General features: G+C 59.6%; 19 protein-coding genes and 1 pseudogene. 7 read left to right on the top strand and 13 right to left on the bottom strand.

Annotation, left to right across the window (positions count from 1 at the left end; translation table 11 throughout):
- Window positions 1-105: 105 nt before the first annotated feature.
- Window positions 106-467: pseudogene (locus tag BMZ10_RS12660) on the bottom strand (DUF3565 domain-containing protein).
- Here BMZ10_RS12660 and BMZ10_RS12655 point away from each other — a divergent pair.
- The 3 genes from BMZ10_RS12655 to BMZ10_RS12645 all read left to right on the top strand — a co-directional run bounded on the left by BMZ10_RS12655 (window position 436) and on the right by BMZ10_RS12645 (window position 2,853).
- Entirely contained in the window at window positions 436-921 is a 486-nt protein-coding gene (locus tag BMZ10_RS12655) for an FKBP-type peptidyl-prolyl cis-trans isomerase (RefSeq protein ID WP_093462268.1), read from the top strand. The pseudogene BMZ10_RS12660 and the gene BMZ10_RS12655 sit on opposite strands and share 32 nt — an antisense overlap.
- A gap of 129 nt (window positions 922-1,050) precedes the next feature.
- Window positions 1,051-1,533, top strand: coding sequence for a glutathione peroxidase (locus BMZ10_RS12650; RefSeq protein ID WP_093462266.1), 483 nt, complete (start codon window positions 1,051-1,053; stop codon window positions 1,531-1,533).
- 216 nt (window positions 1,534-1,749) lie between these two features.
- A complete protein-coding gene (locus BMZ10_RS12645) occupies window positions 1,750-2,853 on the top strand; it encodes an NADH:flavin oxidoreductase (protein ID WP_093462264.1) in 1,104 nt (367 codons plus the stop codon).
- A 591-nt stretch (window positions 2,854-3,444) separates the two neighbouring features.
- Here the strand turns inward: BMZ10_RS12645 and BMZ10_RS12640 are convergent.
- From BMZ10_RS12640 to cysZ, 3 genes are all read right to left on the bottom strand, one after another.
- Entirely contained in the window at window positions 3,445-4,611 is a 1,167-nt protein-coding gene (locus BMZ10_RS12640; RefSeq protein ID WP_093462262.1) for a glycosyltransferase family 4 protein, read from the bottom strand.
- Between the two features lie 175 nt (window positions 4,612-4,786).
- Entirely contained in the window at window positions 4,787-5,077 is a 291-nt protein-coding gene (locus BMZ10_RS12635; RefSeq protein ID WP_093462260.1) for a hypothetical protein, read from the bottom strand.
- A 197-nt stretch (window positions 5,078-5,274) separates the two neighbouring features.
- Entirely contained in the window at window positions 5,275-6,030 is a 756-nt protein-coding gene (gene cysZ / locus BMZ10_RS12630; protein WP_093462257.1) for a sulfate transporter CysZ, read from the bottom strand.
- Between the two features lie 261 nt (window positions 6,031-6,291).
- On the opposite strand from cysZ, the gene BMZ10_RS12625 reads away from it, so the two are divergent.
- Complete coding sequence (locus tag BMZ10_RS12625; RefSeq protein ID WP_093462254.1) at window positions 6,292-6,891, top strand: peroxiredoxin; 600 nt, start codon at window positions 6,292-6,294, stop codon at window positions 6,889-6,891.
- 169 nt (window positions 6,892-7,060) lie between these two features.
- Entirely contained in the window at window positions 7,061-8,023 is a 963-nt protein-coding gene (gene trxB, locus BMZ10_RS12620; protein WP_093462251.1) for a thioredoxin-disulfide reductase, read from the top strand.
- Between the two features lie 218 nt (window positions 8,024-8,241).
- On the opposite strand, the gene BMZ10_RS12615 is transcribed toward trxB, so the two are convergent.
- The 6 genes from BMZ10_RS12615 to BMZ10_RS12590 form a co-directional block, all read right to left on the bottom strand.
- Window positions 8,242-8,583: a HopJ type III effector protein gene (locus BMZ10_RS12615; RefSeq protein WP_093462248.1), complete on the bottom strand. Its 342-nt coding sequence runs from the start codon at window positions 8,581-8,583 to the stop codon at window positions 8,242-8,244.
- Window positions 8,576-8,872 carry a DUF1244 domain-containing protein gene (locus BMZ10_RS12610; RefSeq protein WP_093462245.1) on the bottom strand — a complete coding sequence of 99 codons (297 nt, stop codon included), beginning with the start codon at window positions 8,870-8,872 and terminating at the stop codon, window positions 8,576-8,578. Before BMZ10_RS12610 ends, BMZ10_RS12615 begins: the two co-directional genes overlap by 8 nt.
- Before the next feature lie 168 nt (window positions 8,873-9,040).
- Window positions 9,041-9,412, bottom strand: coding sequence for a dihydroneopterin triphosphate 2'-epimerase (gene folX, locus BMZ10_RS12605; protein WP_093462242.1), 372 nt, complete (start codon window positions 9,410-9,412; stop codon window positions 9,041-9,043).
- Window positions 9,413-9,415: 3 nt separating this feature from the next.
- Window positions 9,416-9,976 carry a GTP cyclohydrolase I FolE gene (folE, locus tag BMZ10_RS12600; RefSeq protein WP_093462239.1) on the bottom strand — a complete coding sequence of 187 codons (561 nt, stop codon included), beginning with the start codon at window positions 9,974-9,976 and terminating at the stop codon, window positions 9,416-9,418.
- Between the two features lie 21 nt (window positions 9,977-9,997).
- Window positions 9,998-10,708 (bottom strand): dihydromonapterin reductase, encoded by a 711-nt coding sequence (gene folM, locus BMZ10_RS12595; RefSeq protein ID WP_093462236.1) that lies wholly within the window; start codon window positions 10,706-10,708, stop codon window positions 9,998-10,000.
- A gap of 219 nt (window positions 10,709-10,927) precedes the next feature.
- Window positions 10,928-11,497, bottom strand: a complete 570-nt coding sequence (locus tag BMZ10_RS12590) for an antibiotic biosynthesis monooxygenase (RefSeq protein ID WP_093462233.1) — start codon at window positions 11,495-11,497, stop codon at window positions 10,928-10,930.
- 211 nt (window positions 11,498-11,708) lie between these two features.
- On the opposite strand from BMZ10_RS12590, the gene BMZ10_RS12585 reads away from it, so the two are divergent.
- Window positions 11,709-12,659, top strand: coding sequence for a MerR family transcriptional regulator (locus BMZ10_RS12585; RefSeq protein WP_093462603.1), 951 nt, complete (start codon window positions 11,709-11,711; stop codon window positions 12,657-12,659).
- Between the two features lie 60 nt (window positions 12,660-12,719).
- On the opposite strand, the gene BMZ10_RS12580 is transcribed toward BMZ10_RS12585, so the two are convergent.
- Both BMZ10_RS12580 and BMZ10_RS12575 read right to left on the bottom strand, forming a co-directional pair.
- Window positions 12,720-13,325 carry a hypothetical protein gene (locus tag BMZ10_RS12580; RefSeq protein WP_093462230.1) on the bottom strand — a complete coding sequence of 202 codons (606 nt, stop codon included), beginning with the start codon at window positions 13,323-13,325 and terminating at the stop codon, window positions 12,720-12,722.
- A gap of 82 nt (window positions 13,326-13,407) precedes the next feature.
- Complete coding sequence (locus BMZ10_RS12575; protein WP_093462227.1) at window positions 13,408-13,854, bottom strand: PAS domain-containing protein; 447 nt, start codon at window positions 13,852-13,854, stop codon at window positions 13,408-13,410.
- A 99-nt stretch (window positions 13,855-13,953) separates the two neighbouring features.
- On the opposite strand from BMZ10_RS12575, the gene BMZ10_RS12570 reads away from it, so the two are divergent.
- Window positions 13,954-14,409: a flavodoxin gene (locus BMZ10_RS12570; protein ID WP_093462224.1), complete on the top strand. Its 456-nt coding sequence runs from the start codon at window positions 13,954-13,956 to the stop codon at window positions 14,407-14,409.
- On the opposite strand, the gene BMZ10_RS12565 is transcribed toward BMZ10_RS12570, so the two are convergent.
- Window positions 14,390-15,301, bottom strand: a complete 912-nt coding sequence (locus BMZ10_RS12565) for a LysR family transcriptional regulator (RefSeq protein ID WP_093462221.1) — start codon at window positions 15,299-15,301, stop codon at window positions 14,390-14,392. The two genes, BMZ10_RS12570 and BMZ10_RS12565, sit on opposite strands and share 20 nt — an antisense overlap.
- Window positions 15,302-15,381: the final 80 nt, after the last annotated feature.

Below are 15,381 nucleotides of genomic sequence, written 5' to 3'. Positions count from 1 at the left end.
CCGGCGTGGTTGTGTACGAATTCAGGCTGCGCTTGCCGATGTTTCGTACAGACCCGAGTCCGCCAGTGGACCGAATAAAACCGGACGCTGTTCAGTCGCAGCGTCTCAACGGGGAACAAGGTTATCGTTATCTGCCCCTTGCGCGCACCAGCCGCAGCGAAAGGATTGTCCTGTTTTTTCTTGTCGCAAGGCTGCATCGAGCACCCATGGCCGAGACTGCCACGGTGGCTGGTGACGTAAATGCTGGGTGTGCCCGCAGGAGAGTTCGACGATCCAGTGCCCGTCTTCATCTTGATGAAAGCCAGTAATCTTCGGGTCGTTTTCGGGCAATGGGAGGTCGTGCAATCGGGGCCGTCCGTCTGAGTTGCGTTCGCTTTCGCGCGAGTGCTTGGTTAGACTTGGTCGCTCATATCTATTTGCAAAAGGTCTCGCCCCATGCCGATCGCCGCCAACAAGGCTGTCTCCATTGACTATACCCTGACCAACGACGCTGGTGAGGTCATCGACAGTTCTGCCGGCGGCGCGCCGCTGGTTTACCTGCAAGGCGCAGGTAACATCATCCCGGGTCTGGAAAAGGCACTGGAAGGCAAGGACATCGGTGACGAGCTCAAAGTCTCCATCGAGCCTGAAGACGCCTACGGCGAATACTCGGCCGAACTGGTCAGCACCCTGAACCGCAGCATGTTCGAAGGCGTTGACGAGCTGGAAGTCGGCATGCAGTTTCACGCTTCCGCTCCGGACGGCCAGATGCAGATCGTGACCATTCGCGACCTGGACGGCGACGACGTCACTGTCGACGGCAACCATCCTCTGGCCGGTCAGCGCCTGAATTTCCAGGTCAAGATCGTTGCGATCCGTGATGCCAGCCAGGAAGAACTCGCTCACGGCCACGTACATGGTGAAGGCGGTCATCACCACTGATTTGTCCTGCTAAGCTCATTTAGCTGGCCAGGCGTCCTCGCGGGTTTGCGAAACAGTTCGGTTTTCGCGACTTGGGAGGGCGCCTTTTTCGGCCAGGGGTTTTATGTACGGTGAGCAGGGGAGTTCGTCATGAGTGTATTTCACGACCTGAAATTGAAAGCTCTGGATGGCCAGGAACTGCCCCTCGCGCCACTCAAGGGCAAAGTGGTTCTGGTGGTCAACGTGGCATCCAAGTGTGGCCTCACGCCGCAATATGCCGCGCTGGAAAACCTCTATCAAAAGTACAAGGATCGCGGCTTCAGCGTGCTCGGTCTGCCTTGTAATCAGTTCGCCGGACAGGAGCCCGGGACCCAGGAAGAAATTCAGGCGTTCTGCTCGCTCAACTACGGCGTGACCTTTCCACTGGGCGACAAGCTGGAAGTGAACGGCCCTCATCGTCATCGTCTCTATCAGATGCTGGCGGGTGAAGGCGCTGAATTTCCAGGAGATATCACCTGGAACTTCGAAAAGTTTCTGGTGGGGCAAGATGGCCGCGTACTGGCGCGTTTCTCCCCGCGTACCACGCCGGATGATCCTGCTGTCATCCAGGCCATTGAAAAAGCGCTTCATTGACCGTCAACGCACGCTTTGCAGGTAAAGCTGCTTGCGCTGCGTTGATTATGATCAGTCAGTCACGCCTTGCCGATCGCGACCGCCAGCAAGCTCACTGCCAGTTCGCGTCATTCTTTCTATACTTTAATCATTCCAATCAATAGTGCTGGGCATGGTGCGCCGTTCGGCTCATCCTGTATGACCTTCATAATATTTCCCTACGCCGAGGACGCCCGCATGCCAGTCAAAGCCTTGTTCAAACCATTCCACATGGGCAGCCTGGAGCTACCGACGCGCGTGGTGATGGCGCCAATGACCCGTTCGTTCTCGCCGGGTGGCGTGCCTAATTCCAAGGTCATCGAGTACTACCGCCGCCGTGCCGCTGCCGGCGTGGGCCTGATCATCACCGAAGGCACTACAGTCGGACACAAGGCCTCCAACGGCTATCCGAACGTGCCGCAATTCTTCGGCGAAGCCCCGCTGGCCGGCTGGAAGAAAGTGGTTGAAGCGGTGCATGCGGAAGGTGGCAAGATCGTGCCTCAGCTCTGGCACGTCGGCGCTGTTCGCCGTCTGGGCACCGAGCCGGACGGCGCTGTTCCGGCGTATGGGCCGACGGAGAAGCTCAAGGACGGCAAGGTCGTGGTTCATGGCATGACCCGGGAAGATATCCAGGACGTCATCGGTGCTTTCGCTCAGGCGGCGAAGGATGCCAGGGACATCGGCATGGATGGCGTTGAGATCCACGGCGCGCATGGTTATCTGGTCGATCAGTTCTTCTGGGAAGGCACGAACCAGCGTAGCGATGAATATGGCGGCGATCTGGCCCATCGGTCGCGCTTTGCGATCGAGCTGGTCGAGGCTGTGCGCGCTGCGGTCGGCCCGGATTACCCGATCATCTTTCGTTATTCGCAGTGGAAACAGCAGGACTACACCGCGCGCCTGGTCCAGACGCCCGAGGAGCTGGGGGCCTTCCTCCAGCCACTTTCCGACGCTGGCGTGGACATTTTCCACTGCTCGACGCGGCGCTTTTGGGAGCCTGAGTTCGAGGGTTCTGACCTGAACCTGGCGGGCTGGACACGCAAACTGACCGGCAAGCCTACGATTACCGTCGGCAGCGTCGGCCTGGATGGCGAATTCCTGCAGTTCATGGTGAACACCGATAAAGTCGCCCAGCCTGCAAGCCTGGAGAACCTGCTCAAGCGCCTGGGCGATGATGAGTTCGACCTCGTCGCCGTTGGCCGCGCGCTGCTCGTCGATCCCGACTGGGCGGTGAAAGTGCGCGACGGTCGCGAAGAAGACATCCTGCCGTTCAGCCGCGATGCGTTGGGCAAGCTTGAGTAAGGCATCCACGATTACTTGTAGGAGCGCGCTTGCCCGCGAATCGGTGGTTCTGTCGCTGAAGATGTGGCGCCATTACCGGCCTCTTCGTGAGCTCACTCCCACCTATTTCGCGGGGGACACAGCCTGGCGAAACACCATAAACACTGTGGAAGTGAGCTCGCGATCGGCGACGCGGTCGTCGTAAACCCGGCTATGCGATCTGCCTGATGTAGCGCGTCATCCGATTCTGCTGCCGCTGCGCGCCAGATCGCGGGCAAGCGCGCTCCTACAAGGTAATGCGGCGCCGACGAGTATCGAGCCACGCCACAAAGCCTGTGGGAGCGAGCTTGCTCGCGATGGCTGATTTCCAGACGCTGCAACTCCACAGCCTGAATCGGCCTTTTCCCGGCTGAAGCCGGTCCTACAGACGCTGCAGGTTTTTCGTAGGACCGGCTTTAGCCGGGAAGACGTCGGGTGTTGTGCCGTTGATCGCAGGTGGGTTTATAGACAGCAAGCTCACTGCCACAGGTTCAGCGTTGACTGTGCGTTTCAGACCGCCCACCTTGTAGGAGCGCGCTTGCCCGCGAAAAGTCGGACAGTCCATCGCCCAAGCTACATCCCCACCACTACCCCTTCCTGCGTTTCGCTCGCCACGCGCAGGTAGCATTCGAACGCTTCGATGACGCCCGCCCAGCCTTGGCGGCTCGCGTGCTGCCGGGCGTTCAATCGCACGCGTCGCAGTGTCTCATCGTCTTCGAGCATCCATCGTGCGGCGTCGATAAAACCTTCTTCATCGCCCGGCATGGCGACGGCGCCATTGTGTCCGTGACGGATATGCTGGGCCGCTGCGGCTTCGTCGTAAGCCACGACGCCAAGCCCTGAGGCCAAGGCTTCCAGCACCACGTTGCCGAACGTCTCGGTCAGACTGGGGAACAGAAACAGGTCTCCGGACGCATAAAGCGTCGCCAACGCTTCACCGCGCTGGGCCCCGCAGAAAATCGCATCCGGCATTTGCGCCTGCAATGTCTCGCGCACCGGGCCGTCGCCGACAATCACCAGCTTCAGGTTTTTCTCGGGATATTCACTGACCAGCGAGTCGAAAGTGGTCTTCAGCAAGCCCAGATTCTTTTCCAGTGCCAGTCGGCCGACGTGCAAAACCGCGATGTCGCCCGCTTCCAGTCCCCAGGACTCACGCAAGGAAGTGGAGCGCCTTGACGGATGAAACAGCTGGCAATCCACGCCCCGCGACAGCAATTCCAGGCGCTCGAAGCCGCGCCGTTCAAGCTCGGTTTTCTGAGTGACACTGGGCACCAGCGTGGCGGTAGAGCGGTTGTGAAACCAGCGCAGATACGAGGTCAGCAGGCGGGTAATGAAACCCAGCCCATACTGCCGCGTGTACTGCTGAAAGTTGGTGTGAAAACCGCTGACGATCGCAATCCGCAAACGGCGTGCCGCCCGCAGGGCAGAAAGGCCCAAGGGACCTTCGGTAGCGATGTAAAGCACATCGGGACGATTGCGCCGCCAGCGCCGCAGCAACTTGTGCATCGACGACTGCCCCCATTGCAACCCCGGATAGCCGGGAATCGGCCAGCCGCGGCACAGCATCAGATCATCCCCGGCAGCGCGTGAAGGATCGTCCGTCTGCCGAGGCCTGATCACCTCGACCCGATGCCCCCGCGTGCGCAAACCCTCACACAAGCGGCTGAGCGTGTTCGCCACGCCATTGATCTCAGGCGCGTAGGTTTCAGTAATCAGGGTGATATGCAGGGATTTGCTCATGACAGCCAGTCTCTGAGCCCCGCATTGCGCTTGTATGGCGGTTGAGTGATGGATTTGTGACGGATGAAACATCTGTACACAAGAGGCGCTGTCCGGCCGGTTACAGAAACGCCAACCGGCGCCGAACACCGCCTTTGTCCGAGCGCAGAGCGGCGTCCGCTTAGCTGCCCACAAGCTATGGCACTATCCGTGAACTGCCGATTTTTTCCAGCGCCGCGGCTTCAGGGACGTAGCCGGTCTGCCGAGGATTGAGGCTGACCAACTCCAGATGCGAGCGCGGCCGCACATAGCTGGTGAGTGCTTCCGGTGCTGCCTTGGTCGTTTTTGTCGCGAAGTTATCAACGGCCTGCTCCAGCGCTTGCATGAACTTGGGTGCATGGGAGTCGGCTTTTGACTTCTTTTCCATCAGAAAAGAAGAGGCCGGCAACGTTGTGCTGTTTGAAGCATTGATACGGTTCGATTCCATGGACATGTAACTCCCGATGATGGAAGCGTCAGCCAGGGCAACCCGACGTCGCTCGCCCGGAAGGGGCAATGTCAATGGTGAAACAGACAGTGCGTAGGACGTTGGGAAGACTCCAGTAGGTGTTTTCCTGATTTTTCGGGGAGATGACCGACGGATCAGGCCGAAAAAAAAGCCTCTTTCGAGGCCTTTCTGGTTTGTCACCGAATCCGCTCCGCCAGTGTCTCCGCCCCGCGCTCCCTTACCCAGAACAGCGTCGCGCCGGCCACGGCTGCCGGCATCATCAGGATGTTGACCACCGGGATCAGCAGCACCAGGTACACGATCCCGCCGAAGCTCATGCTTTGCCAGCGTTTGGCGCGCAGCCAGGCGAGCATGTCTTGCCAGCTCATTTTGTGGTTGTCGGCGGGGTAGTCGATGTACTGGATAGCCATCATCCATACGCCGAACACAAGCCATAACGGCGCGGCGACGATGTTGACGACGGGTATCCACGAAAGGATGAACAGGCCGATGGCCCGTGGCAGAAAATAGCCCAGTTTGCGCATCTCGCGGCTCAGGGTGCGCGGGACCATTTCGATGAGTTCGGCCCAGCTGAAGGCGGGGAAATCATCCTTGCCTCGAAGCACCACTTCGACCTTTTCAGCGAGAAATCCGTTGAACGGTGCCGCGATGATGTTGGCGATCATGGTGAAGGTGAAGAACACCATTAACACGATCAGCACCACGAACAACGGCCACAGGATGTAATTGAGAAAGCTCAGCCAGCTTGGCAGCGAGGGCATGAAGGAGTCGACCCACAGGCTGAATTCGTGTCCTGCGAAGTAGATCAGGGCGCTGAACAGCACCAGGTTGATGGCCAGCGGTAATAGAACGAACAGGCGAAGCCCGGGGCTGAGGACCAATTTCAGGCCTTCGCGCAGGTATTGCGGGCCGGACAGGGCGGGTGCAGGCATAAAGGCCTCCAGGTGTTGAAGTCGCGCCGACCTTACCGGCTTTGTCGCGGGCGCGGAAGCTGGACGGGCATCATGACATTCGCCGAAACAATCTCTGGCCGATAAAGTCTATCGACGGAACCGTGCGGCATTCGATCGTGGATAGGTGGGGTCTATGAGCTGGATTGTGAATCGATATTTCCTTAATCTCTGCCGCCCCGATAAGCTTGCGGGCAACTTTTAAACCTCTTTCCATTCACTTTGAGCCTCGAAGGAGTATTGATGAGCGTTCTGGTAAACAAACAAGCCCCTGATTTCGAAGCAGCGGCCGTACTGGGTGACGGTTCGATCGTCGACAGCTTCAAGCTGTCGTCCTTGAAAGGCAAATATGTTGTGCTGTTTTTCTGGCCACTGGACTTCACGTTCGTGTGCCCGTCGGAGATCATTGCCCACAACAACCGCATCGGTAAATTCCGTGAGCTGGGCGTTGAAGTCGTCGGCGTTTCCGTCGACTCGCACTTCACCCATGCTGCATGGCGCAACACGCCAGTGGAGAAGGGCGGTATCGGTGAAGTCGAATTCACCATGGTTGCCGACATCAAGCACGAGATCACTCGCGCTTACGGTATCGAACACGAAGACGGCGTCGCGCTGCGCGGTTCGTTCTTGATCGACAAGGCTGGCGTCGTTCAGCACCAGGTGGTGAACAACCTGCCACTGGGCCGCGACGTGGACGATATGGTGCGCTTGGTCGAGGCACTGCAGTTCACCGAAGAGCACGGCGAAGTCTGCCCTGCTGGCTGGCGTCCAGGCCAGAAAGGCATGAAAGCCGACGCTTCGGGCGTTGCTGATTACCTGGCTGCAAACGCTACCAGCTTGTAATACCTTCGCTGCGGCCAAGGTCGCAGCGTCATGATTTCAGGATTGGCGAACGGGACAACCGAATGGCTTTCAAGCCGTCGCCAACCCTTTTTATTCCAGCCGGTGCGCCGGCTTAGACCACAGTGACTCCGACCACACGTGAACGATGGCCGGTCAATAGGAGTGTGTCATGTCTGATGTACGTCATTCCCGAGTGATTATTCTCGGCTCCGGCCCCGCCGGTTACAGCGCTGCGGTCTATGCGGCACGCGCCAACCTCAAGCCGCTGCTGATCACCGGCATGCAGTCCGGTGGTCAGCTGACCACCACCACCGAAGTCGACAACTGGCCGGGCGACCCCCACGGCCTGACCGGCCCGGCGCTCATGGACCGTATGCGTGAACACGCTGAGCGTTTCGAGACCGAGATCGTGTTCGACCACATCAACGCCGTCGATCTGGCCGGCAAGCCGTTCAGCCTGAAGGGCGACAGCGGGACCTACACCTGCGACGCACTGATCATCGCCACGGGCGCCAGCGCTCGCTACCTGGGCCTGCCGTCCGAAGAGACGTTCATGGGCAAGGGTGTTTCGGCCTGCGCAACGTGCGACGGATTCTTCTATCGCAACAAGCCTGTGGCGGTCGTCGGTGGTGGTAACACTGCCGTTGAGGAAGCGCTTTACCTGGCCAACATCGCCAGCAAAGTGACTCTGGTTCACCGTCGCGAGACGTTTCGCGCCGAGAAGATCCTGATCGACAAGCTGCATGCACGTGTGGCGGAAGGCAAGATCGAACTCAGGCTGAACTCGACGCTCGACGAAGTGCTGGGTGACGACATGGGTGTAACCGGCGCGCGCCTGAAGAACAACGACGGCAGCTTCTCGGAGCTGAAAGTCGATGGCGTCTTCATCGCAATCGGTCACACGCCGAACACGTCGCTGTTCGAAGGCCAGCTGGCGCTGAAGGACGGCTACATGGTCGTGCAAGGCGGTCGCGAAGGTAATGCAACGGCGACCAGCGTCGAAGGTGTGTTCGCGGCCGGTGACGTGGCTGACCACGTGTACCGTCAGGCGATTACTTCGGCTGGCGCAGGCTGCATGGCGGCACTGGATGTCGAGCGTTACCTGGATGGCCTGGCGAACGCGTCGTTCTGATCCAACGCTTCAAAACATAAAAAACCGGCCCAAGGGCCGGTTTTTTTGTGTCTGATGATCGCCTTCATAGTAGGAGCGTGGCTTGTCCCGCGATCTGCTGCGCAGCAGTCGTAAAGTCAGCTCCATCGTTGCATCTGGCACACCGCGTACACCGAATTCACGACGACTGCGTCGCCGATCGCGGGACAAGCCACGCTCCTACATAGGCGAAGGTGGCGTTACGCCTTGCGAGTCAGCGGCTGCGCGCTGAATTTCACGCCCGCCAGCCCGTTGGCAATCAATGCGCGGATGTTGCCGTGATCGGTGCCTTCAGGCGATGCAGTCACGGAGCGGTAGTGTTCGCCGAAGGCCAGTAGCGCTTCTTCGTCACTCAGCCCTTCCAGCAATGCCAGGCCCAACGTCTTGCACGAACCCTCGTTCTGACCCGCTGCGTTTTCTACCGCACCGTTGCTGAACGCCTGAGGCTGGTAGTCGTAATGGGCGGCCACAAAAGCCAGTGTGTCAGCGAAGACGTGCTCGCCGCTTTTCAGGCTGCTGCGCAGGGCGTTCAGGTCAGTCATGTTTCTGTTCCTTGGCGAACGCCGCTTGTTGGTCGGCGCTGGCTTCTTTCTGGTATCTGGATTTCCACTCGCTGTACGGCATGCCGTAAACCACTTCGCGGGCGTCATCGAGGCTGATGTCGATGTGCTTTTCGTCAGCTTCGGCCTTGTACCACTTCGACAGGCAGTTACGGCAGAAGCCGGCGAGATTCATCAGGTCGATGTTCTGGACGTCCTTGCGGCTGTCCAGATGCGCGACCAGACGGCGAAAGGCGGCGGCTTCGAGTTCCAGGCGTTGTTGCTCGGTCATGATGGACTCTGTGCGAATGAAGGTGGGGCGGATGATAAGAGTGCGGGGCAGGGCGGGCAATGGTATTCGTCGATCGGATGCACGAGCCGTGGGCGCGGATGAGTGCGCGCCCATAGAGGTGAGTGCCCGAATCGGGAAGACCAGCGGGCGATGCTCAGTGCCCGATGTTCAACGTTCGGCGGCGAGGGTAATGGACACCGATTCGGCGAATCGCAGCGCGTGCGGCTTGTCGACTTCCACCTCGGCGTACTGCACCGCCTTGTGGCTCATCACCAGATCCAGCACTTCCTGGGTCAGACGTTCGAGCAGGGCAAAGCGGTTGCTTTCCACGTGCTGAATGATCGCCTTGGTGATCGTGCGGTAATTGAGGGCATGATCGATATCGTTGTCGCGCACGGCTTCCTGAGCCGCGTACAGGATCGTCAGATTGATCAACACGTCCTGTTTATTGAGGATCTCATCCTCATTGATGCCGATATAAGTGCGCAGGCACAGGTCTTTGACCCGAATGCGCGCGGTGCCTGGTTCAAGTCTTGCCATGGACTACTTGCTCCGTCCGATCAATTGCAGAAATTCCATGCGTGTCGTGGTGGAATCGCGGAAGGCGCCAAGCATCACCGAAGTGTTCATGGTGGAATTCTGCTTTTCGACGCCGCGCATCATCATGCACATGTGTTGGGCTTCGATCACTACCGCCACGCCCGCAGCGCGGGTGACACCCTGAATCGCATCGGCAATCTGCCGTGTGAGGTTTTCCTGAATCTGCAGGCGTCGGGCGAACATGTCGACGATCCGGGCGATCTTCGAAAGCCCCAGAACCTTGCCGGTCGGAATATAAGCCACGTGGGCCTTGCCGATGAAGGGCAGCAGGTGGTGCTCGCACAGCGAATACAACTCGATGTCCTTGACGATCACCATTTCGTCGCTGTCGGAGGCAAACAGCGCGCCGTTGACGATTTCCTCAAGCGTCTGAGCATAGCCATGACACAAATACTGCATCGCCTTGGCCGCGCGCTTGGGCGTGTCCAGCAACCCTTCGCGCTCAGGATCTTCACCCAGGCCGACGAGGATCTCGCGGTAGTGCTGTGGCAGTGACAATGTCATTAAGTGGGTCCTCGGGGCGGCTTACTTGACGTGCCGTCCGCCGTTCAGGGTCAGAGTGGTGCCGGTAACGTACGGGTTGTCAATCAGATAGCGAAGGCTCCGGTAAATCACCTCGGCGCCGGGTTCAATGCCCAGCGCAGATTTGGCCAGCGTTCTGGCGCGGTACGCCGCGTCGTCGTCGGGTTGGAACATCAGCATGGCGGGAGCGATGCCATTGACCTTGATATGGGGCGCGAATCTGGCGGCAAACGACAGCGTCAGATTCTCCAGCCCCGCTTTGCTTGCACTGTAGGCGATGTGCTTGCTGCTGCCTTTGCGCGTGACGTCATCGCCAATGTGAACGATGTCGGCCACTTCGCTGCGCTGCAACAGTTCGGCGCAGTGCAGATTGATCAGATACGGCGCCAGCATGTGGACGCTGAACAGGCGAGTGAACACTTCGGCCTCGTCGCCCGGCGTTTCAGCGAGCCAGTCCGATGCGTTGTGCACGATCGCGCGCAGGCTGTCGGTCTGCGCTTTGAGCTGCGCGATGAAATTCATCACGCTTTCTTGCGATGAAAAATCGGCCTGAATCACCACCGCGCCCAGCTCTTTCAGGCGCTGCACGCCCGGTCGCTCGCTGCGATAGCTGATGATCACCGGCTGGCCTTCGTGCAGCAGGCGTTCGGCGCAGTGCAGACCGACGCGCTGACTGGCGCCCGTGATCAGGACTGGGGCAAGAGAGGAAGCCATGGCTGCTCACGTGGTCATCAAGAAAGAAGAGAGAGGGCGGCCAGTCGATTCCGAATCTGCGGCGAGCTGCTTTCATTGCGCCATCAGAGAATGACCGTCCTGGGCAAAGTTAACCCAATGGTCAGTGGTGTACAACTGTAGGGTATGAGCGCGGGGCCGGTATGCGCGGTGATCGCGGGAAAGCCGCCAACGGGCTCCCGCGAAAACCGCGGAGCAAGGTCAGCGGGTCGAGGCGGACTCAGTGGCGGCAGTGGGCACCTGCACATGGTTGTTCAGCCAGCCCGACAGGAGATGGGTCGACAGCGGGATGAACCAGAACACCATCAACGGCGTCAGGATCAGGGTGCTGATCATGATGCGCGGGAGCAATTCCAGCTGACCCAGCAAAGGACCCAGCACGTAATTGAAGATCAGCGAGACAGGGAAGAATGCCAGCCAGATCGCGACGGCCTGTTTCCAGCGCGGCGGGCGCTGACCAACGGTACCGAACCAGCCGTCCATACCCCGTACGCGATGCACGGAATTCTTGGCAAACAGGCCGCTGCCGCGCACCAACCAGGAGCGTCGAGACGCGGAATGCTCCCAGGCGTGCATCGTGGCCTCATCGGCAAAGCGGAAAATAATCTGGAATTCGTCATCTCCCGGAGGCGGCGCAAGCACGCCAGAGCCAAGGTAGCCGGGAAAGTCTGTAGCGAGCTGTTCGCCTTCATGCAGCCAGGCAATCAGTTCCTGATAGCGGCCATGGGCGACGCGACGGGCAACCATCAGCGTGACGGGTGAGGTAGACATTGTGTATCTCCGATAACGAGTGAGCTTCCCGGGTAGGGAAATCACATGGCGCAGTGCCGGGGTGGTGGCGTTGCGTCAGCTTCACTGGAAAAGCAAGCAAGGATTATTCCTGATTCCCTGAATAAAGCCATCCGTCTTCGTCGGACAAAGCGCCTCTTTGCCGGTTTGCGCCGCTACAATGCGACCGAATCCAACAGTGATCTGGCCCGCCATGACTCAAATGCTTTCCGACTCGCGCGGCATTGAAGAACTCAATAACACCGAGCTGTTTCCGATCCGCGAAGTGTCGCGTCTGACTGGCGTCAACCCAGTCACGCTGCGGGCGTGGGAGCGTCGCTACGGCCTGATTTCGCCTACCCGCACTGAAAGCGGCCATCGGCTTTATTCCCAGGCCGATATCGACAACATCCGCAGCATCACCGACTGGATCGAGCGCGGCGTGTCGGTGAGCAAGGTCGGCAAAATACTCGCCGGCATCGGCGGGCTGGGGGCTCAAGAGCGAGCGTTGCACAGCGTGATCGATGCCGCCGAACAGAGCAGCTGGCAAGCTCAGGTGCGTCAGGCGGTCAACGAATTCGATGAGAATCGCCTGGACCAACTTTATGGCCAGATATTTTCGACGTACCCGTTGCCGGTCGTGTTTCAGGAGTTGTTGATGCCGGTCTGGCGCGAGTTCGCTGCGCGGCATGACGGTTTCGGGCAGATCAGCGAATGGCTTTTTCTGGACAGCTTCCTGCGGGCGCGCACTTTGCAGCGGGTGCAACTGACGCGAGGCTCGGCCAGTCAGCGCGTGTTGTTGGCGTCGATGCCAGGCGGCTGTCGAGAGCTGGAGTTGTGGGTGGCGGGCATTTTGATGAGCACCAGCGACGTGGCTGTCAGCGTGCTTGCTCCCGGGCAGCCCCTTGAAGAGTTGAGCCTGGTGTGCAGCAAAATGCGGCCGCAGGCGCTGGTGCTCTTCTCAAACTCGCTGCCGAGCGCCGACACGCCGAAGAAGCTGGTTCGTCTGGGTTTGAGCCTGAACTGCCCGTTGCTGCTGGCCGGGGAAATCGCCGACATGGCCCTCGACAGCCTCAGCGGCACCGCCATCGGCTGCCTCGGCAGCGAAGGCCAACTGATGCAGCGGCGCTTGCAGTTATTTCTGGCGGGGCGACTGGATACGTGAGGGTAGGCTGACGATCGCCGGGCAGTGCCAACTTCGGCCTGCCGCCTGCGACGTGTCACGTCACAGGTGCATCGAGGGATGGATCTTGCGATGCTGCTGGAGGATGTACTGGCGCAGGCGCTCAGTGTCTTCCTTGCTGTTCTGGCTCAAGCGATAAGCCGCCAGGCCTTGCTCGGTCAGGCGTTCGAACGTGCCGCGCAGCGCGATGGGCGCATGGCCGGGCGGGGTGAACCACGCTGAGAAATACTTTGGCGGTTTGGTCTGCTTGCGGTTTTCAAGTAGGATGCCCTTGAACGAAATCTCGTGGACCCAAAGCGCTGTGAGCGAGCCTTTTTCCGTCTCGAGTGCCATCGGTTCCGGCAGCGTCAGGCGCCATGGACGAATACGCGGGCCTTCTTCAAAAATGCTCGGAGCGCCGAGCTCAAGGTGCAACGCGTGGAATTCGTCCTCGACCAGATGCAGGGGGAAGGTCATCTGTTGGTTGTCGAACTGGGCCTGGATCGTCACTTGCTCATGTGCGGCCAGGCGCGTCAGCAGATCCTGAATCTGCACGCCGCCGTTAACCACCAGGCTGCGGGACTTGTCACGCAAGTTCAGCTTGGGGTTGCGCTGCATGTTCTGGATGAAGTCCAGCTCATCCTGCGTGAGGATATTGTCGCGCTGCATGTTCGAGCTCGATTGACCGGTTATTGAGAAAGCAGACCCGAAATTCGCTGATTGGTTGCTGCCGTTCGTCAGTTACAGGACGTTACCGTTTCAGCGCTTCAATCTCTGCTCGAGCTTGCGCCAGTTCCGCCTGCAATTCGACAACTTTCTGTTGTGCCAACACGTGCTCTGTCACGTCCTTCTGGATGCCGATGTAATACATCAACTTTTCCGCATCGTTGAACACTGGCGTGATCGACAGCTCATTCCAGAAGGACGTGCCATCCTTGCGATAGTTGCGCAAGATCTGACGACAGGGCTGACCTTTGGCAAGCGCCTGACGAATGACCTTTCTGGCCAACTGATTGCGCTCGTCACCCTGAAGAAAACGGCAGTCCTTATAAAGGATGTCCTGCGCGCTGTAGCCGGTCAGGCGCTCGAAAGCTTTGTTGACGTAGATGAGAATGTCGTCATCGCCTTCGTGCTCGGCTACCACGATTCCGTCGTTGGACTCGTCGACGACCAGTTGCAGCAGTTTTGCGTTGATCACTGAATGCTCCTCCCTGGCATTGCAAAGGCGGCATTCTAAGACATTGCGCCGCTCTGGGGCATAATGCCGCACGATTTTACTCAGTCACAGGATCGCACAATGAAAGTCGCCATTGTTTCAGGCTCGGTGTACGGCTCGGCCGAAGAAGTCGCTCGTCACGCACAGGCCATCATCAAGGACGCCGGCCATGAGGTCTTCTTCAACCCGCGCGCAACGCTGGCGGATCTGCAGGCGTTTGCTCCGCAGGCCTTGCTGGCCGTGACGTCCACCACCGGGCTGGGCGAGCTGCCGGACAACATCCTGCCGCTGTACAGCCAGTTGCGCGACACGTTGCCGGCGGCATGGCGGGGTCTGCCGGGCGGGGTGATCGCTCTGGGGGATGCCAGCTATGGCGACACGTTCTGCGGCGGTGGCGAGCAGATGCGTGAGCTGTTCATGGAGCTGGGTGTTCGCGAAGTGCAGGAGATGCTGCGTCTGGACGCTAGCGAATCGGTGACGCCGGAGAGCGATGCCGAGCCCTGGCTGGCCGGGTTCGTCAGTCAGTTACAGGCGTAAACAAGCCATTGGGCGCCGCCCGTTCACGCAGCAGCGCCAGCCAGGCCTGAGCGGCCTTGGACAGATACGCACCCTTGCGCCAGATGAAGGCAATGTCCCATCGCAAGGTCGGCGGCGCGTTGAGGGTGACGTGCACGACGCCAGGGCGGACCAGCGCACGCGCCACGACTTGCGGCAGCAGCACCACGCCTTGGCCGGCAGCCACCAGTGCCGCCAGAAAATCCGCCTGACCACTGCGCCCGCCTTCTTTGGGCGTGAAGCCAACCTGCTGGCACGCCTGCAGCAGACGATCGTTGAGCACGAAGCTGCGCTGATACAGCAGAAACGGCGTATCCGCCAGCTGGCTCAGTTCGATCTCACTAAGGTTCGCCAGCGGATGACGGGCGGGCAGCAGGGCATCTAGCGGCTCGTCGCAGAAAGGTTGCCAGGCGAAAGCGGGATCGTCGGGCGTCAGGCTGCCGCCCAATTCGAGCTCGCCGCTCATCACGGCCTGCTCGATGGCCCGGCTGCCGCCTTCGATCAGATGAATCGTGACATTCGGGTAACGCCGCCTGTACTCGGCAAACGTCTCGGCGAACAGCGTGTCACTGCCCAGCATCGGCAGGCCCAGATTCAGTTCCCCGCGGGCCAGATGACTCAGGTCATCCAGCTCTCGCAGCAGGCCGTTGCGCAGCACGAGCATTTCTTCCGCACGGTTGAGCACGATTCTCCCTGCAGCAGTAAGGCTGACTTGCGATCCATGGCGATCAAGCAGGGTGACGCCAAGACTTTCCTCGAGCTGCGCGACCTGCTTGCTGACCGCTGACTGGCTGACATACAGCGTCCTGGCGGCCTGAGTGAAGCCACCTTGGCGCACGACTTCGACAAAGCTGCGCAGTTGCTTGAATTCCATCGCAGAGCAGATTCCTGAATGAGCGGTGAACGCAGTGTGATGCTTTGTATTCCGAAATGGAATTCTTGCAAGTCAAACAA

Origin of the sequence: Pseudomonas sp. NFR16 (assembly GCF_900108875.1) — a bacterium.
Lineage (GTDB): Bacteria > Pseudomonadota > Gammaproteobacteria > Pseudomonadales > Pseudomonadaceae > Aquipseudomonas.
The sequence above is the reverse complement of the archived record's forward strand: the minus strand, read 5'-3'. Positions and strand labels throughout refer to the sequence as shown.